Source organism: Paraglaciecola algarum (assembly GCF_021532655.1).
Lineage (GTDB): Bacteria > Pseudomonadota > Gammaproteobacteria > Enterobacterales > Alteromonadaceae > Paraglaciecola > Paraglaciecola algarum.
In genome coordinates, this window is sequence record NZ_JAKGAS010000002.1 from 285020 (window position 1) to 302620 (window position 17601).

The 17601-nt window shown below is 39.2% G+C and carries 17 protein-coding genes; 13 read left to right on the forward strand and 4 right to left on the reverse strand.

Annotation, left to right across the window (positions count from 1 at the left end; all coding sequences use genetic code 11):
- The first annotated feature begins 21 nt into the window (after nucleotides 1-21).
- The 3 genes from L0668_RS04735 to L0668_RS04745 all read left to right on the forward strand — a co-directional run bounded on the left by L0668_RS04735 (nucleotide 22) and on the right by L0668_RS04745 (nucleotide 3734).
- On the forward strand, nucleotides 22-798 hold the full coding sequence (locus L0668_RS04735) for a S1/P1 nuclease (protein WP_235310932.1): 777 nt from the start codon (nucleotides 22-24) through the stop codon (nucleotides 796-798).
- Between the two features lie 96 nt (nucleotides 799-894).
- Nucleotides 895-2715 carry a metallophosphoesterase family protein gene (locus L0668_RS04740; RefSeq protein ID WP_370659885.1) on the forward strand — a complete coding sequence of 607 codons (1821 nt, stop codon included), beginning with the start codon at nucleotides 895-897 and terminating at the stop codon, nucleotides 2713-2715.
- A 32-nt stretch (nucleotides 2716-2747) separates the two neighbouring features.
- Nucleotides 2748-3734: a sugar phosphate isomerase/epimerase family protein gene (locus L0668_RS04745; protein WP_235310934.1), complete on the forward strand. Its 987-nt coding sequence runs from the start codon at nucleotides 2748-2750 to the stop codon at nucleotides 3732-3734.
- Between the two features lie 75 nt (nucleotides 3735-3809).
- Here the strand turns inward: L0668_RS04745 and hemE are convergent, their stop codons facing one another.
- On the reverse strand, nucleotides 3810-4874 hold the full coding sequence (gene hemE / locus L0668_RS04750) for a uroporphyrinogen decarboxylase (RefSeq protein WP_235310935.1): 1065 nt from the start codon (nucleotides 4872-4874) through the stop codon (nucleotides 3810-3812).
- A 324-nt stretch (nucleotides 4875-5198) separates the two neighbouring features.
- Complete coding sequence (gene nudC / locus L0668_RS04755) at nucleotides 5199-6020, reverse strand: NAD(+) diphosphatase (RefSeq protein WP_235310936.1); 822 nt, start codon at nucleotides 6018-6020, stop codon at nucleotides 5199-5201.
- 168 nt (nucleotides 6021-6188) lie between these two features.
- Here nudC and L0668_RS04760 point away from each other — a divergent pair, with 168 nt between their 5' ends.
- The 5 genes from L0668_RS04760 (at nucleotide 6189) to L0668_RS04780 (ending at nucleotide 9758) form a co-directional block, all read left to right on the forward strand.
- Nucleotides 6189-6626, forward strand: a complete 438-nt coding sequence (locus L0668_RS04760) for a transcriptional repressor (protein WP_235311215.1) — start codon at nucleotides 6189-6191, stop codon at nucleotides 6624-6626.
- A gap of 34 nt (nucleotides 6627-6660) precedes the next feature.
- Nucleotides 6661-7125, forward strand: coding sequence for a chemotaxis protein CheX (locus L0668_RS04765; protein WP_235310937.1), 465 nt, complete (start codon nucleotides 6661-6663; stop codon nucleotides 7123-7125).
- A 4-nt stretch (nucleotides 7126-7129) separates the two neighbouring features.
- Nucleotides 7130-7552, forward strand: a complete 423-nt coding sequence (locus L0668_RS04770) for a secondary thiamine-phosphate synthase enzyme YjbQ (RefSeq protein WP_235311216.1) — start codon at nucleotides 7130-7132, stop codon at nucleotides 7550-7552.
- A 90-nt stretch (nucleotides 7553-7642) separates the two neighbouring features.
- The gene (locus tag L0668_RS04775; protein WP_235310938.1) at nucleotides 7643-8764 is read left to right on the forward strand and encodes an OmpA family protein; all 1122 of its coding nucleotides are present in this window, start codon (nucleotides 7643-7645) and stop codon (nucleotides 8762-8764) included.
- Nucleotides 8765-8867: 103 nt separating this feature from the next.
- Nucleotides 8868-9758, forward strand: a complete 891-nt coding sequence (locus L0668_RS04780; RefSeq protein ID WP_235310939.1) for a dienelactone hydrolase family protein — start codon at nucleotides 8868-8870, stop codon at nucleotides 9756-9758.
- A 66-nt stretch (nucleotides 9759-9824) separates the two neighbouring features.
- Here L0668_RS04780 and hslO read toward each other — a convergent pair whose 3' ends face one another.
- Nucleotides 9825-10715, reverse strand: coding sequence for an Hsp33 family molecular chaperone HslO (gene hslO / locus L0668_RS04785; RefSeq protein WP_235310940.1), 891 nt, complete (start codon nucleotides 10713-10715; stop codon nucleotides 9825-9827).
- A 43-nt stretch (nucleotides 10716-10758) separates the two neighbouring features.
- On the reverse strand, nucleotides 10759-11169 hold the full coding sequence (gene hslR / locus L0668_RS04790; protein WP_235311217.1) for a ribosome-associated heat shock protein Hsp15: 411 nt from the start codon (nucleotides 11167-11169) through the stop codon (nucleotides 10759-10761).
- Nucleotides 11170-11296: 127 nt separating this feature from the next.
- Between hslR and gspC the strand changes: the two genes are divergently transcribed.
- The 5 genes from gspC to gspG are packed head-to-tail and all read left to right on the forward strand — an operon-like array spanning nucleotide 11297 to nucleotide 17577.
- Nucleotides 11297-12250, forward strand: coding sequence for a type II secretion system protein GspC (gspC, locus tag L0668_RS04795; RefSeq protein WP_235310941.1), 954 nt, complete (start codon nucleotides 11297-11299; stop codon nucleotides 12248-12250).
- A 2-nt stretch (nucleotides 12251-12252) separates the two neighbouring features.
- Nucleotides 12253-14313, forward strand: coding sequence for a type II secretion system secretin GspD (gene gspD, locus L0668_RS04800; protein ID WP_235310942.1), 2061 nt, complete (start codon nucleotides 12253-12255; stop codon nucleotides 14311-14313).
- A gap of 2 nt (nucleotides 14314-14315) precedes the next feature.
- Nucleotides 14316-15878 (forward strand): type II secretion system ATPase GspE, encoded by a 1563-nt coding sequence (gspE, locus tag L0668_RS04805; RefSeq protein ID WP_235310943.1) that lies wholly within the window; start codon nucleotides 14316-14318, stop codon nucleotides 15876-15878.
- Nucleotides 15878-17098, forward strand: coding sequence for a type II secretion system inner membrane protein GspF (gspF, locus tag L0668_RS04810; protein WP_235310944.1), 1221 nt, complete (start codon nucleotides 15878-15880; stop codon nucleotides 17096-17098). Before gspE ends, gspF begins: the two co-directional genes overlap by 1 nt.
- Complete coding sequence (gene gspG, locus L0668_RS04815; protein WP_284439539.1) at nucleotides 17098-17577, forward strand: type II secretion system major pseudopilin GspG; 480 nt, start codon at nucleotides 17098-17100, stop codon at nucleotides 17575-17577. The genes gspF and gspG overlap by 1 nt, the downstream gene beginning before the upstream one ends.
- Nucleotides 17578-17601: the final 24 nt, after the last annotated feature.

Genomic DNA, 17601 nt, shown 5'->3' on the forward strand with positions numbered 1-17601 from the left:
ACATTAAAATAAGTGAAAAATATGAAATTAAATAGATTTTTATTTGGGGTTAGCGTTTCGCTTATCAGTTTTCAAGTGATGAGTTGGGGGCAAACAGGGCACAGAGTAACGGGCGCAATCGCCGAGCAATATTTATCACCTAACACTCAAGCGGCAATTGCAAACCTAATACCTAGTGAAGATTTGGCTGAGGTGTCAACTTATGCCGATGAAATGCGGTCTGATCCTAGTGAATTTTGGCAAAAAACCTCAAGTCCCTGGCATTATGTTAATGTACATAAGGGTTATAGTTACCAACATGATAAAGCGCCAACTGAAGGCGATGCAGTCACAGCGTTAGCTAAGTTTTCTAAACAGTTAACAAGTAACACAACTAGCATCGAAGACAAACAATTAGCCTTAAAGTTTATTGTGCATATTATTGGTGATTTACATCAACCTTTTCATAGTGGCACAAGCGAAGATAGAGGTGGGAATACAGTTAAGGTAAAATTTTTCTGGGAAGATTCAAACATACACAGGGTATGGGATTCTGGATTAATTGATCGACAAAAGTTGTCCTACAGTGAATGGGCTAGCCGTTTAAGCAAAAAAATATCTAAACAACAAGCCAGCCAATGGATGAATGCCGACCCGTTAGTATGGGTTGCAGAAAGTGCTCAAATAAGGCAAGGTTTGTATCCTAAAGATGATGAATTGTCGTGGGATTACCAATACCAGCACTTACCTACGCTGAAGCAACGTTTGCAAATGGGTGGTGTGCGAATTGCTGCTTATTTGAATCACCTATTTAAGTAGTTGTTTTAATTGAAGCCTGATATTCATAATCTGCCTCCTGTTCTTGCTGGACCTATTGTTCGGCAAGCTAACACTACACAAGTTTGTTTTTGGTTAATGACTAAACAAGCTTATCACTTTAGCCTTAAACTATTTGACGAACATAATCATACTACTTGGTTTGATGGCGAACTAGAGTCTGAGCACGTTTCTCAAATTCAAGTGGGAAACCATGCATTTATAAACCTAATAGATATTCACTTAAAAGAATCTATTGCTTGCGGCTCAAGAGTTAGTTATGACTTGTCTGTCATTGATGAACAAGGCAATAAATTGGCGATTAGCCAAGTTTGTGAAGATTTATTATATCCAGAACAGTCTTTTCCAAGCTTTGTGATGTCCCGCAAGATCAGTCGTGTCTTGCATGGTTCTTGTCGTAAACCTCATCATAATAGTACTGATGGCTTGGTTATTGTAGATAAACAAATAAACCAAGCTTTAAAAGGTGAGACCCAAGCCCCGAATTTGTTGATCATGTCTGGTGACCAAGTTTATGCCGATGATGTGGCGGGCCCCATGCTGGTGGCGATAGAACAAACTATCCAACAACTTGGTTTATTTCATGAAGATATAAATGGAGCTGAGATCACTAACAGTAGTGAATTATTTCAACATCCACATGGCTATTATAAAAGACCTGAATTATTACCAGATACTGAGGACACCGAAAACACCTATACACAGTTCTTTGGAGGTAAAAAGAAACCAATTTTCACCTCGGTAAATGCTAATAATCATTTGATTTCATTTGCTGAAGTTATCGCAATGTATATTCTGGTGTGGTCGCCAGAAATGTGGTCGAAAGTAAATATTTCTGATCAATCTATTCCAGATGAATTTAAAGATTTATTCAAGCGCGAGCAAACAGCTATCGAGCAGTTTGCTCAAGGTTTAACTAAGGTTAGGCGTGCTTTAGCTCATATTCCCGTGTATATGATTTTTGATGATCATGATGTGACTGACGATTGGAATTTGACTAGAGGCTGGGAAGAGGCGGTATATCAAGACCAGTTTGCTAAACGCATAATAGGTAATGCCTTATTGGGCTATTGGTTATGCCAAGGGTGGGGAAATACGCCAGCTAAGTTGAAGCCTTTGTTCGATAACTGTATTCAACACTTCACAGCCGAATGTATTATTGAACATGATCAATTAGTCGATAAAATTCTTGATTGGGAACATTGGGGATTTCACTTAGACACTCATCCTAAAGTGGTGGTGTTAGATACCCGAACCCAAAGATGGCGCTCTGAATCCAGTTTAACTAAACCATCAGGTTTAATGGACTGGGAAGCCTTATGTGAATTACAGCAAGAGTTGATTGGTCAAAAATCAGTAATTATGGTTTCAGCGGCACCGGTTTTTGGGGTTAAATTAATCGAAACTATTCAACGGATATTTACTTTTTTTGGTAAAGCTTTGACCGTAGATGCGGAAAACTGGATGGCTCATAAGGGGACTGCCAGTGTAATGTTAAATATTTTCCGCAATCGGAAAACACCCCCGAACTTTGTCATTTTATCGGGTGATGTACATTATTCCTTTGTTTACGATATTACCCTTAGATTTCGACAACATAGTCCTCAGATTACTCAAATAACCAGTAGCGGAATAAAAAACGAATTTCCAGATGCCTTATTACGCTGGTTCGACCGCTTAAATCGAATCCTTTATAGTAAAGTTTCGCCATTAAACTGGTTTACTAAAAGGCGCAATATGCGAGTGCAACACAGAAGGCCTCAAGGCCAAAAAGTGCGAACACTGCTAAATAGCCCTGGAATTGGGTTGTTAGAAATTGATGAAAACTGCGACTCCGTGCAGGCCACACAGTTGTGTGTATCAGGTGAACATATCCGTTTTAAAAAACATCAAGATTAAGTCTGAAAAAATAGACGAAATAAGGATTGAGCATGCAACGAAGAACTTTTGTTAAAGCGTTATCGAGTATTGCTGCGGCTAGTGCTATACCGCCGCTGTTTTGTAATGTACAAGCTAATTCAAAGAGTTTTGATATTGCCTTGTCGCAATACTCTTTTCATCGTTCGATTTTTGGTGATAGCCAAAAGAACTATCAGAAGTTTATACAGCTAATTCATAGCGATCCTGATGCTGTGTTGGCAGGTCCAATGGATCCGCGAGAGATAGTAGTGATAGCACGAAAGTTAGGTGTGGGACATGTTGATTTAGCGAATATACTTTGGTTTGGCCATGGACAAGATAAACCTTGGCTTAATCAGTTTAAGACAATGGCTAAAGATAACGATGTTGGGTTTACCTGCTTAATGACAGATGAGCTCGGGCAATTAGGCAGTAGTGATAAAAAACAAAGATTGGCAGCGATAGAAAAACATAAACCTTGGGTCGAAACAGCTGCTGAGATTGGTTGTTTTCAAATGCGAGTTAACGCCTATGGTGATGGCACATATTTAGAACAATTAGAGCAAAATGCTGAAAGCATGATTATTTTGGCTGAATATACTCAAAATATGGGGATTGAATTGGTGATTGAAAATCATGGTCACCCCTCAAGTAATGCTGCTTGGCTGGCCATGTTAATCGAAAAAGTAAATCACCCCAATTTAGGTGTATATACCGACTTGGATAACTTTTTTATGGGGGGCTGGAACCATTCTCCTCAAAGACGCTACGACAGAACTCAAGGGTTAATTGATTTAGCTCCTTACACTCGAGGTGTCAGTGCAAAAACTCACGGTTTTAAAGACAATGGACAAGAGCTGACTATAGATTATTTTGCGGCTTTAAAAATTCTGACTGATGCTGGATTTTCGGGTTTTGTTTGTGGGGAGTTTGAAGGTAAATCACTACCAGAAATGCTAGGTAGTCAGGCAACTCTGGATTTGTTGCGAAAAACACGTAAACAAATACAAAATTCTTAGTAAAAATAAATTGAAGAGTGTGGCCCGTTTGAAGTTGTTCCGGGCCAGTATGCTTTTATTTCTGGTGGATAGGGGTTAAAGGTGAAATGGCTTACTTAATTTGTGTACTGCATCCACAAAAACTTTTGCGTTTTCAGGTGGTACATCTAAATGAATACCATGACCTAAATTAAATACATGTCCGTTGCCTTTACCGAATCCATTCAGAATTAATTGCACTTCTTGCTCAATACGTTCTGCAGGTGCATATAACATAGAAGGATCCATGTTTCCCTGTAAGGCTACTTTGTCACCAATTCTTTGTTTGGCATCGGCCATATCAATGGTCCAATCTAAACCTACTGCATCACAACCTGTAGCGGCTATTGATTCCAGCCATAAACCTGCATTTTTAGTAAACAAAGTAACAGGCACTTTACGTCCATCGTTTTCGCGAGTTAAGCCATCAACAATTTTATGCATATACTGCAACGAAAATTCTTTGTAATCTCTCCCTGACAATACGCCACCCCAAGTATCAAATACCATCACAGATTGTGCACCTGCTGCAATTTGCGCGTTAAGGTACAAAATTACCGAATCAGCTAATTTATCTAATAATAGGTGTAACGCTTGGGGATCACTAAAGGCCATTTTTTTGATTTTTGTAAAGGCTTTACTTGAGCCGCCTTCGATCATATATGTGGCTAATGTCCACGGGCTACCAGAAAACCCAATTAACGGCACTTGGCCCTTGAGGTTTTTACGGATAGTGCGCACCGCATTCATCACGTAACCTAATTCAACTTCAGGATCTGGGTTAGGTAATTTTTGAATATCTGCCATACAAGTTAATGGACGTTCAAATTTTGGACCTTCACCTGTCTCAAAATATAAACCTAAACCCATGGCATCGGGAATAGTTAAAATATCAGAAAATAAAATGGCTGCATCTAATTCAAAACGACGTAATGGCTGCAAAGTCACTTCACATGCTAGTTCGGCATTTTTACATAGAGACATAAAATCGCCAGCTTCGGCACGTGTAGCTTTATACTCAGGCAAATATCGACCTGCTTGACGCATCATCCATACGGGAGTCATATCAACTGGTTGGCGCAACAAAGCTCGTAAATATCGATCGTTTTGCAATTCTTGCATCGGTTACCTCAAATCATGTAAAGCTAGCCTGATTAAGTAATATTAAAAATTACGGTTAGGCGTGAATTGGCAGTATTGTAGCGACTTTATGGGTTGAAACTAGGGTAAATTGAATTATATCGAGCAAAAACCTTTGAAAACAAAACTACTTGTACGATTTTTGAGCTTATTATTCGACACAGGGTTTTATCTTTGCTATAAAATACTGGCAAAAACAAACCGAACAACAAGAAGCTCGACCACGAGACCAGACGCTAAAAAATGCAAACCCCACTTTCTAGTGGGGTTTTTTAATGGTTTTTTATACATTTAGCGAATCAATACTCAAGCGTTTTGTTGTTGGATTTCAGCTATCGTTTGTTCAATAAGTTGGCCGGCTATAGATAGTTTAGACGGGATATTAGGTAGTTGATTAGTATCAAACCAGTCTGCCCGCAAAATTTCTTTGCCATCTACCTTTATCTCACCAGAATCATAATCAGCCAAATAACCCATCATCAAAGCATGGGGGAAGGGCCAAGGTTGGCTGGAAATATAACGTAAGTTTTTTATTTTAATTCCTACTTCTTCCATTACTTCTCTGTGTACTGATTGTTCTAATGTTTCGCCACTTTCGACAAACCCCGCAATAATTGAGTACATATTTCTGGATTGTTGTGATTTTCCTTGGGCCAGTAAAATTCTATCTTGACGGCGGATTGCCACGATAATACAGGGAGAAATTCTTGGATAACACCTGTGTTGGCAGCGAGAACATTGCATGGCCATTTCCCAATCAATTTGTTGCATACTACAACCACATTGTCCGCAAAATCTGTGTGTTCGCATAAACAAGGCAACTTGCCACGCACGTGCAGCAATACTAAAAAATTGATCAGAACATTCATTTAGCAATGCCCTTAGTCCAGTTGGAGATAAGTTTTGGTGTGTTATGTGTTCATTTCCCATATCAATCAAATAGCATGATAGGCCTTTATACATGCCAATTTTAACGATTTGTTCTTGATATGCGTGAGCAAATTCTAAATCTTGCCACTCACATTTTAGTAAGAGTTCGTCGCTATTTGGCAGTAAAACTTGTTCTTCAGTTAAAATTAACCAGATTGCTTGGGTATCAAGGGAAACAGATATATTTTGTTCAATCATAAGTATTACTAATCTTTATAGCTTTAATGGTAAGATTATCACAGCAAAAGATGTATTCTGCTGATAGAATATAAAATTGGTTAAATTTGTAACGATAATCAATTAGTCAATTTAAATATATATGTTTGTTTATAGGGCTATTTTCAAGGATAAAATGTGGCTGATACCATGCCGGGATCTACAGATTCGCAAATCTATAAAGCTCGACAATTTTGTGAAGATAAAGGTGCAAGATTTACACTCTTAAGAGAGAAGGTGTATGGGCTCTTATTAGAACAAGAAGGTGCTGTTGGGGCATATGAATTACTTGATTCATTAAAGTTAACCGAATCAAATGCTAAACCGGCCACCATTTATCGCACATTAGATTTTTTATTAGAGTTTGGTTTGATCCACAAAATTGAATCTACCAATGCCTTCGTAGCCTGCCATCATTTTGATTGCCATCATCCCGTACAATTTTTAATTTGTGATACTTGCGGTGAAGTGAAAGAAATACAATCCATTGGATTAAAAGATACCTTAAATAAACAGGCAGAGTCTGTTGGGTTTAAAGTAGTTAAACAAACGATTGAAGCCCACGGAACTTGTGCCGCTTGTAACTAAAACTGTCATTGGAAGGTAAGGACGAACTATACATATGAATGCCGAGTTTATTAACCCATTTGTTGCAGCATTACTTAATGTGATGCAAACGATGGCACAAACAGAACTAAAACCAGGGAAACCTCAAAAGAAAGCTGATGATAAGGCTGGTGGTGATGTATCTGGCCTAATTGGTATGGTTGGAGAAAATGTTCAAGGTTCTTTGTCTATTTCATTTGAGAAAGGTTTAGTGCTGGAAATTATGCATAAGATGTTGGGCGAAAAGCCTGATAGCATTAATTCAGAAGTGAATGATATGGTGGGTGAAATTACTAATATGATTTGTGGTGGTGCTAAAAACGAATTGGATCAAAAAGGGATCAGCTTTGGCATGGCAACCCCTATGGTTGTGTCAGGTGAAAATCATACCATTGACCACCAAGTAGATGGTAAAAAAATGATTATGCCTTTCTCTCATGAATCAGGCAAAGTTTACCTAGAAATGTGCTTTAACAAATAAGTTTATTATGTGGTCTCAACAGCGTTTAATATTAACACCAAAATCACGAGGTTATCACTTAGTAACCGAAGAAGTGATTGGCCAGCTAGAAGGTTTGCAGGATATTTCAATTGGTTTATTGCACTTATTTATACAACACACAAGTGCCAGTTTAACTGTCAACGAAAATGCTGATCCCACAGTGCGATTAGACATGGAAACTCATATCAATAAAATGGTTCCAGACAATATGGCTTATTATTTGCACAATTATGAAGGTGCAGATGATATGCCTGCACATATAAAGGCCAGTTTAATCGGTAGTAATATTACCATTCCAATTTCAGATGGAAGGTTAGCGTTGGGAATGTGGCAAGGTATTGTATTGGGTGAGCACAGAAATCGAGCTGGGAGTCGTTTAATTATTGCTACTTTATCAGGACAATAATAAAAGAACGTTTTGATTTATAAAATTAATGATAGAATTACTGAAACATTAATGATAGTTACAGTTTTAAAATTTTAAGGAAAATCACACATGAAAAAATTACTAATATGTAGTGCTTTAGCACTAGCTTTTTCTGCAACAGCCAACGCAGATACGAATAAAGAAGGACAAAAGTGGGTAGGCGGCTTTTTCGAACGCTATTCTACCGATCATGCAGAAACAGGTTACCCTAACTTTTTGGATGATGGAAATGGGTTAGGTGCTGAATTCGGTTACAGGTTTACACCAGAGTGGGCGACAAGACTTGAAGTGTCTAGTTTTGATATTCATTCTCCGACTAAAGATTATACCAGTAATCGTCTAGGGTTAGACCTAATGTATTTTTTACCTAATGACGTATTTTATGCTTTTGGTGGCTTAAAAAGAACTAAAATAGTTGATGATGTGATGATGTTAGATCTTGGTTTGGGTAAACATTGGCACATAAACAAAAACTTCAGATTAATCACTGAAGTCGCTGCCTATCAAAACCTAGAAAGTGGTGATGGTGTTAACACTCATATGGGATATAAAATTGGTTTGGCTTATGCGTTCGGTGAAGGTGCTGCAAAACCAGCTTCTGCAAGAGATAGCGACCGTGACGGCGTAAACGATAGTAAAGACCAATGTGCTAACACGCCTTACGGCACTAAGGTGGATGCCACAGGTTGTGCCATTGCTACAGCTGCAGCAGTTCAAGTTGGTGATTCGGATGGTGATGGTGTTTTAGATAATAAAGATCAATGTGCAAATACGCCAAGCACTGACATAGTTGATGCTAAAGGTTGTAGTGTATTTATTGAAGAGCAAGTATCTCAAGATATTAAAGTATTGTTTGCTAACAATAGCTCTATTGTGAATAACCCGAGCGATCCTCAGTTTAAAGAGTTCGCTGACTTTATGAAACGTTTCCCATCAACCGACGCTGTAATTGAAGGTCATGCTTCAGCTCCAGGCGAAGCTTCTTATAACATGATGTTATCTGAAAAGCGTGCCAAGTCAGTACGCAATTTATTGGTTGAAACTTATGGCGTTAATGCAAGTAGATTAACAGCCAAAGGTTTTGGTGAAACTCAGTTATTAGATAGCTCGAATACTTCAGCTGCGCATAAGAAAAACCGCCGCATAGTGGCAACTGTTTCTGCTAGCACTAGAGTAAAAATGACGAAGTAACCAGTTAAGTCACAATTTGTAACTTATTTTAAAAGCCCGATAATTTAATTATTATCGGGTTTTTTTATACTGGTATTAATGATTCAATATTGAGGATACGAAAATGACATATATTTCAGCTGAGAAGATCCCACAACAAGCATTTGACTGGTATGACGATTATGCTCATGGCGATATTGATAGGCGTACCTTTTTAAGTCGTTTAGGCACTCTTTCTGTAACGGGCTTAACTTTAGGTACTATGACTCGTGCCTTAACCCCTAACTATGCATTGGCCGAACAAGTCTCGTTCAATGATAAAGACATTATAGCGAGTTACGAACAATTTGATTCACCTAAAGGTCATGGTACTGGCCAAGGTTATTTGGTTGTGCCTAGTAATTTGTCGAGAAAAACCCCATGTGTCTTGGTGGTGCATGAAAATCGGGGCTTAAACCCCTACATAAAAGATGTTGCTAGAAGATTAGCTAAACAAGGGTTTATTGCTTTTGCTCCTGATGCCCTATTTCCGTTAGGTGGTTATCCAGGTAATGATGACGAAGGTAAGGTCATGCAGCGCAGTATGGATAGAACCAAAGTAGAACAAGACTTTATTGCTGCGGCGAGTTATTTAAAAAATCACCAAAGTGGTAATAGCAAACTAGGCGTGGTGGGTTTTTGTTTTGGTGGTTACATTAGTAATATGTTGGCAGCGGCTGCACCTGAGCTAATTGATGCTGCCGTACCATTTTATGGTACTCCGGCTGAAGCTGAATTAATCAAACAAGTAAAATCGCCTATTTTGTTGCAATTTGCTGAAAATGATAAAAGAGTGAATGCCACTTGGCCTGATTATGAAGCGACACTCAAAGCCAATAAGGTAACTTATCAAGCGTATTTTTACCCCAATACCCAACATGGTTTTCACAATGATTCTACCAGTCGATATAATCCACAAGCTGCCGAGCTCGCGTGGGATCGTACCATCAAGTTTTTTAAACAGCATATAGCATAAAGTTACAATTTGAATGAAAGGCGATGTTAAAACATTGCCTTTCATTTAAATAAACCGCTTACCAATCTAACTTTCAGCTGAAGGCAAATTGAAAGTCCCAGCATGAATACTTTCTATATCGATAGCATCAAAGTTATACTCAGTATGACAATATTGGCAATTCATTTTAATACTGCCTTCTTGGCTGACGATATCTAGCAGTTCTTCTTTAGCGATACCAACTAAAGCTCCTGCACTGCGTTCTTTACTGCAAGTACATTTAAACACTACTTTTGTTGGAGGATAAACTTCTACATCTTCTTGATGATATAAACGATGTAGAATTTCCTCGGCTGGTAAGCTAAATAATTCGTCATTTTTGATGGTGTTAGTTAACTGACTTAAATGTTCAAAAGCCGTATCTTCTATTTGGGTGACAGCACTACTTGTTGGCAAAACCTGTAAAAACATACCACAGGCCAACGAAGCGCCTTTTGATAAATGGGTGCGTAATATGACTTTAGTGGCTAGTTGTTCTGACTGTTCAAAATAACTTTCTATACATTCAGCTAGGCTAGGTTTGTCTAGTGCCACCATGCCTTGATACCGCTCTCCCTTAGCAGGGGTGATTGTAATCACCATCACACCTTTACTGATTAGTTTGTCAAAACTATCAGGTAAAATCTCTAATTCTTCATTCCAGCGTGCCACGCCTCTTAGTTCTTGCTTGTGGGTGCCATTAATTACTGCATAAGTTAAGGCGCCTTCACCTTGCAATTGTATGGCAATATCGCCTTCAAATTTTAACGTGGCTGTGAGTAAACTCGCCGCCGCCATTAATTCTCCCAATACTTGTTGAACAATAGGCGGGTAATGATATGAATCTAAAATAGTTTGAAAGCTATCACCTAAACGTACGAGTTCGCCACGTACATTTCCTTGGTTGAATAAATAACGGTGAAGTTGGTCAAAAGCCATAATGTTTACCTTGTTGTGTAATCTGTAGTTTACTTAGCGGGTTTCATTGTTGTTTAAATTGAATGATTTTCCGACGTTGTTTCTTATCGGGTTTGTGGTCTGGTTTAGGGCTATGAAAAGCGCTAAGTTTTCGAGCTTGGGTATTACTTGCCCGTAATTTTTCACTTTCTACTGTTTCTTGATACATGAGAACGGCTAGCGGGGCTCCCTGTCTTTGTTCTTTCAGTTGCAGAACTTTTATATCTTTAAAGTCGAAACCCTGAGGAACTTTAATGCTCGCGCCTAACTCTACTATTTTACCTGGCTTGCTACGCTGCCCATTATATTGTACCTTGCCGGATTGCACAGCATCTCGAGCAATGGCGCGAGTTTTAAAAAAACGCGCTGCCCATAGCCATTTATCTAAGCGCACCTTGCCTTGGATATCTGTTTGTTGAGAGCTTAATTTTGGCATAAATAAATAATTTTCATTGTTATTTTTTTGTAACCTTGATTGATTAGAGTTGTAGCCCAACTTACTACTAGTTATCATTAGTAAGTTACGTTTTTTATATACTTTACAAATATCCCACCGAGAGATAATGACAGTCGCAAATTATAACGCTAATCAATTATGGCTCCAACTAGTTAAAAACCAACATAAATTAAATGTGTTGGTGGTAGCTCTATTGTTGATTTTTTTATTGGCTTACGCGGCAGAGCTGACCTGGCGTCTGTATCCGCAACCTGAGACCAATCATCAATCATCAGCGGTAATCACTCAATCAAATGCAACGAGCAGTAATAATAGCCGTTTAAACTTGGCCGATATTAAAAAACTAAATTTGTTTGGCGATTTATCTGCTAAACCTGAAGTGGAAAAAGTAGTCACTGAAGCTCCCGTCACCCGCCTTAATTTAACCTTAACAGGTGTAGTGGCAAGCAGTGTTGAAGCACAAGGCGCTGCAATCATTGAAAATCGTGGCCAACAACAAACTTACGGTATTGGTGAAAAAATTGAAGGTACTAATGCATCCTTGCAAGAAGTGCATGCTGATAGAGTCATTATAAAAAATGGTGTCAATCACGAAACCTTAATGTTAGATGGCGTGGATTATACTAAAGTGAGTTCTGCGCAAGTCGCCCAAAAGTCGAGTGTTTTTAAAAGCAGTGATGAAAACTCACCTCAAAGCCCATCTCAATCTGACGAACAAAGACGTACCCTGTCTAAAGCTGCTATTCAAGCCACACTAGATTTACAAAACCAGCCTGCTAATTTTACTGATTATATAAGTATCTCTCCTCATCGTCCTGATGGAGAGCTAGCTGGTTATCGGGTGAGCCCAGGGAAAAATCCTACATTGTTTACGTCAGCTGGTTTAGAAGCAGGCGATGTGATAACCGAATTAAATGGTTTAGATTTGTCTGATATGCAGCAATCGTTAGAAGCCATGAATATGTTGAAAGAATTACAATCTTTGCAAATGACGGTTTTACGTAATGATGATCTTTTAACCATTTTTCTAGATCTACCCCAAGGGGAAGAGGAATTTTAAGCATGACCTGTAGTAGTGGCAAACGCCCAGTTTTATTTAAAGGATTATTAGTTGCAGTAGCGAGTGCATTTTTTGCTGTTGCTACTTTCGTTTCAGCAGCAGATTATTCGCCGAACTTTAAGAATACCGAAATCGGTCAATTTATTGATATTGTTGGTAAAAATTTGAAAAAAACCATAATAGTTGATCCTAATGTACGAGGCAAAATTACCGTTCGTAGTTATGATTTATTGAATGAAGATCAATATTATCAATTTTTCCAAAACGTGCTGCAGGTATATGGTTATTCAGTGATTGAAATGCCTAGCGGTGTATTAAAGGTCATTCGTTCAAAAGACGCTAAATCATCAAATATTCCAGTTGTGGAGGGCAGCCCTTTTGATGGTGATGAAATGATCACTCGAGTGATGCCAGTATACAACGTTCCTGTTCGTGAACTAGCTCCTTTATTACGCCAACTTAATGATACTACTGGTGGTGGTAATGTAGTCAGTCATGATGCATCTAATGTGATGATGTTGACTGGGCGTGCTGCGGTTGTGAATCGCTTGGTTGAAATTATCGAGCGAGTTGACCAAGCTGGTGACGAAGAAGTAGAAATCGTAAAACTAAAATATGCTTCAGCATCTGAAATGGTACGTATCATTGATAGCATAAATAAATCTCAAGGAAAGGCTCCAACAGCCAATAGTAAGTCGGCGCCAAGAGTGGTGGCTGATGATAGAACCAACAGCATCATTGTTAGTGGTGATGTAAAAGCTCGCCAACGTTTAGTCAATCTCATTGAGCGTATGGATCAGGAGCTAGAAACCAGTGGTAATACACGGGTTATTTTCCTTAATTATTCGAAAGCAGAAGACTTAGTAAAAGTATTACAAGGTGTAAGTTCAAGTATTCAAGCTGAAGCTAAAGGTACCTCAAAAACGAATTCTCGCTCAAATAACAACCGCGCGATTAGTATTGACTCTCATGAAGATTCTAATGCATTAGTCATTACCGCTGAACCAGATATGATGCGCTCTTTAGAAGATGTGATCAGGCAGTTAGATATTCGTCGAGCACAAGTGCAAGTTGAAGCCATTATTGTGGAAGTGTTTGAAGGTGACGGTACAACTTTAGGTGTGCAATTTGGTAGTGAAAAAGGTGGCGGTACGCAATTTACCAATGGAGTTGCCGGTATAGGCTCGTTAGCTGTTGCTGCTGATTTAGCGCAAGATAAAACCATAGTAGACACGGTGACTACTACCTCAAATGGGGACGTTGTGGTAGTACCAACATCAAAAACTCAACTAGGTAATTTTGAGCCACTTGCCAGTTTGCTTGGTGGTGTAAATGGTATGATTGCTGGATTTGTAAAAGGTGGTTGGGGGGCTGTGGTGCAAGCTGTGAGTACCGATACCAATTCAAATATTCTAGCTACGCCTCATTTAACCACTATGGATAATGAAGAAGCATTTTTTATTGTGGGTGAAGAAGTACCAATTATTACCGGCTCAACTACAGGCTCGAGCAATTCCAATCCATTCCAACAGGTAGATCGTAAAGAAGTAGGTATTAAACTTAAAGTCACCCCACAAATTAATGAAGGTGATGCAATTCAATTGTTAATTGAGCAAGAAGTATCAAGTGTAAATGGCGCCACATCAGTGGATATTTCCATCAGTAAGCGTGAAATTAAAACCTCTGTGATTGTGAACGATGGCGGAACAATTGTGTTGGGTGGTCTGATAGACGACGCGGTACAAGAAAGTGTTTCTAAAGTCCCTCTATTAGGTGATATCCCTATTCTTGGCAATTTATTCAAATCAACCACAACGAGTAAACGTAAACGTAACTTAATGGTATTTATTCGTCCCACTATTATTCGTGATGGCGTGACTATGAATGACATTAGTAAACGTAAATATCAATATATCCGTGGAGAACAATTGAAGCGTCAATCTCAGGGCGTTCCTTTAATGCCATTGACTGAGGGCCCAGCATTACCAGAGTGGGACGATACATTAAGTTTACCGCCAAATTTTGAAGAATATATTCAAAATAAAGACAAGGACCAAAACTAGCCATGTCTGCTGGGCAAATTAATACCACTGAAGCAGAAGAACAAGCTTTGCTAGAATCTGGCACAGACTTAGATGCGCCAGTCGAAGATGCTGAACATAAACAATTGGCATTTAGTTTTGCTAAACGTCATCAAGTTTTGTTGGATACTGGTGAAACGCCTGCCATTTTGTATCACACTCCAGATACTGAATTTCAGATTTTTGCGGAAGTTAGGCGTTTTTTAGGTGAAGAATTTCGTTTACAACAGATTGAACTAGAAAAGTTCGAATCACTTTTGACCCATGCTTTCCAGCGCGACTCATCAGCGGCTAAACAATTGATGGAAGATATAGGTAATGAAAGTGATTTGTTCAGTTTGGCAGAAGAGCTGCCAGACACAGAAGACTTATTAGAAAGTGAAGATGATGCGCCTATCATCAAACTGATCAACGCCATGTTAGGTGAAGCCATCAAAGAAGGTGCGTCAGATATTCATATTGAAACCTTCGAAACTCAGCTATTAGTGCGATTTAGAGTGGATGGAGTGCTTAGAGAGATCCTTAGGCCAAATCGCAAAATGGCCTCTATGTTGGTGTCGCGGATTAAAGTTATGTCTAAGATGGATATAGCTGAAAAACGTGTGCCGCAAGATGGTCGTATTACCTTGCGTATCGCCGGACGTGCGGTTGATGTGCGGGTATCGACTATGCCATCTAGTCACGGCGAACGAGTTGTTTTACGTTTATTAGATAAAAACAACGTACGTCTGAATCTTGAAGATTTAGGTATGACGCAGACAAATCGTGATTATTTTTCGACTTTAGTGCGCAAACCTCACGGCATTATCTTGGTAACTGGCCCTACTGGCTCGGGTAAATCCACTACCTTGTATGCGGGATTGAGTGAAATTAATTCCAAAGACAGAAACATTTTAACTGTTGAAGATCCTATAGAATTTGATTTACAAGGCATAGGTCAAACTCAGGTTAACGCCAAAGTGGATATGACCTTTGCTCGTGGTTTGCGCGCAATACTTCGCCAAGATCCCGATGTGGTCATGGTGGGTGAAATACGCGACTTAGAAACCGCACAAATTAGTGTGCAAGCCAGTTTAACCGGCCACTTGGTAATGTCTACATTGCACACCAATACCGCTGCAGGTGCCATTACTCGACTAGAAGATATGGGTATCGAACCCTTCTTGTTATCTTCGAGTTTACTGGCTGTTTTGTCCCAACGCTTAGTTAGAACTTTATGTCCTGACTGTAAAACCTCACACCAACCAAGTGAACAAGAATGTAAAATATTAGCGGTTAACCCAGTTGAAGCAGCAAGTAATCTTATTTATTCACCTAAAGGTTGTGCGGCTTGTAATCAAACAGGTTACCGAGGAAGAACAGGTATTCACGAATTATTAGTAGTAGACGAAGGCATTCGTGAACTGATCCATAACGGCCACGGCGAACAAGCCATTGAAAAACATATTCGTCAAACTACGCCAAGTATTCGTGATGATGGTTGTAAAAAAGTGCTGTTAGGATTTACCTCACTTGAAGAAGTGTTGCGTGTAACCAGGGAAGATTAATGGCTGCTTATGCTTATCAAGCCATGGAAAAAAGTGGCAAAACTAAAAGTGGTGTATTAGAAGGCGATAACCCTAGACAAATTCGCCAGCAGCTGCGTGAATTAGGTTTGATCCCCATGCAGGTGGATCAAGTGGCTGAAAAAGAGCGTAAATCTCAACAAGGTTTTACTTTATTTAAAGCTAAGATTTCCGCCTCCGATTTATCTTTATTAACTCGTCAACTAGCTACCTTAGTTGAATCAGCATTACCAATTGAAGAAGCTTTGTTAGCGGTAGCTGAACAATGTGAAAAGCCCCGCCAAAAAAACATGATGATGGCTGTGCGTAGTAAAGTGGTTGAAGGCCATGCTTTAGCCGATGCCTTGGCAGAATTTCCCCATGTATTTGATAACTTGTTTTGTGCCATGGTGGCCGCAGGTGAAAAATCAGGCCATCTAGACACAGTATTAAATCGTCTAGCGGACTATACCGAAAATCGTCAAAAGACTCGTAGTCAAATTACTCAAGCTCTTGTTTATCCCATGATCATGATGTTTTTTGCAAGTGCTATTGTGGTCTTGTTACTGACAGTGGTAGTGCCAAAAATAGTGGGCCAGTTTGAACATATGGGCCAAGACTTACCTACCATTACTAAAGTTATGATCAGCACTAGTGATTTTCTGCGAGATTATGGTTTGATTTTGGCTGGCCTAGTGGTGTTGACAATCATAGGCATCAAAAGGTTGTTAACTAAACCCGCCATGAAAAAGCGTTATCACAAATTTATTTTAACTTTACCCCTTATTGGTAAAGTATCGAAAGGGCTGAATACCGCTCGTTTTGCTCGTACCTTAAGTATTTTAACCTCTAGTGCGGTGCCACTTTTAGAAAGTATGCGTATTGCTGGCAACGTGCTAGAAAACTTGCATATTAAAGACGCGATTAAACAAGCGGCCGGTTTTGTAAAGGAAGGCTCAAGCTTAAGGGCATCTCTAGAACAAACTAAAATGTTCCCCCCTATGATGATGCATATGATTGCTTCTGGTGAACGAAGTGGTGAATTACAACAAATGCTCGGACGAGCAGCAGATAATCAAGACAGACAGTTTGAATCTTTAGTGGGTGTGTCACTCAAAATATTCGAACCCGTTTTAATCGTAATTATGGCAACAGTAGTATTACTGATTGTACTGGCTATATTACAACCCATTATGGCATTAAACTCTATGGTAGGCATCTAATGAAAACAACCAAACAAACCCATTCAGCTATTTATCCGGATACTTCTCTGAGTAAAAAACTTCAAGGTTTTACCCTTATTGAAGTTATGGTGGTATTACTGATAATAGGCATTATGGCTGGGATTATTGCACCGCAAATTTTAGGCAGCCAAGAAGAAGCGCAACTTAAAAAAGCTGCGGTTGATATACAGCAGTTAGAAACAGCGCTAGAAAGATACAAGTTAAGCAATAATGTGTTCCCTACTACAGAGCAAACTTTAGAAGCCTTAGTGGAACAACCGACTATTGATCCAATTCCTCGAAACTACCCTGATGGTGGTTACATTCGTCGTTTGCCACAAGATCCGTGGGGTAACGATTATCAAATTTTGAGCCCAGGCGAGTTAGGCGTAATTGATATATTTTCAAATGGTCCAGATATGGAACCAGGCACAGAAGATGATATCGGCAACTGGAATTTAAACGATTATTTAAACTAATCTAAAAATTGATAAAGCACAGTG

Bases quoted from the DNA above. Each gene is read 5' to 3' on its own strand.
- L0668_RS04735 (WP_235310932.1), top strand. From the start codon at position 22: ATGAAATTAAATAGATTTTTATTTGGGGTTAGCGTTTCGCTTATCAGT.
- L0668_RS04740 (WP_370659885.1), top strand. From the start codon at position 895: ATGACTAAACAAGCTTATCACTTTAGCCTTAAACTATTTGACGAACAT.
- L0668_RS04745 (WP_235310934.1), top strand. From the start codon at position 2,748: ATGCAACGAAGAACTTTTGTTAAAGCGTTATCGAGTATTGCTGCGGCT.
- hemE (WP_235310935.1), bottom strand. From the start codon at position 4,874: ATGCAAGAATTGCAAAACGATCGATATTTACGAGCTTTGTTGCGCCAA.
- nudC (WP_235310936.1), bottom strand. From the start codon at position 6,020: ATGATTGAACAAAATATATCTGTTTCCCTTGATACCCAAGCAATCTGG.
- L0668_RS04760 (WP_235311215.1), top strand. From the start codon at position 6,189: ATGCCGGGATCTACAGATTCGCAAATCTATAAAGCTCGACAATTTTGT.
- L0668_RS04765 (WP_235310937.1), top strand. From the start codon at position 6,661: ATGAATGCCGAGTTTATTAACCCATTTGTTGCAGCATTACTTAATGTG.
- L0668_RS04775 (WP_235310938.1), top strand. From the start codon at position 7,643: ATGAAAAAATTACTAATATGTAGTGCTTTAGCACTAGCTTTTTCTGCA.
- L0668_RS04780 (WP_235310939.1), top strand. From the start codon at position 8,868: ATGACATATATTTCAGCTGAGAAGATCCCACAACAAGCATTTGACTGG.
- hslO (WP_235310940.1), bottom strand. From the start codon at position 10,715: ATGGCTTTTGACCAACTTCACCGTTATTTATTCAACCAAGGAAATGTA.
- hslR (WP_235311217.1), bottom strand. From the start codon at position 11,169: ATGCCAAAATTAAGCTCTCAACAAACAGATATCCAAGGCAAGGTGCGC.
- gspC (WP_235310941.1), top strand. From the start codon at position 11,297: ATGACAGTCGCAAATTATAACGCTAATCAATTATGGCTCCAACTAGTT.
- gspD (WP_235310942.1), top strand. From the start codon at position 12,253: ATGACCTGTAGTAGTGGCAAACGCCCAGTTTTATTTAAAGGATTATTA.
- gspE (WP_235310943.1), top strand. From the start codon at position 14,316: ATGTCTGCTGGGCAAATTAATACCACTGAAGCAGAAGAACAAGCTTTG.
- gspF (WP_235310944.1), top strand. From the start codon at position 15,878: ATGGCTGCTTATGCTTATCAAGCCATGGAAAAAAGTGGCAAAACTAAA.
- gspG (WP_284439539.1), top strand. From the start codon at position 17,098: ATGAAAACAACCAAACAAACCCATTCAGCTATTTATCCGGATACTTCT.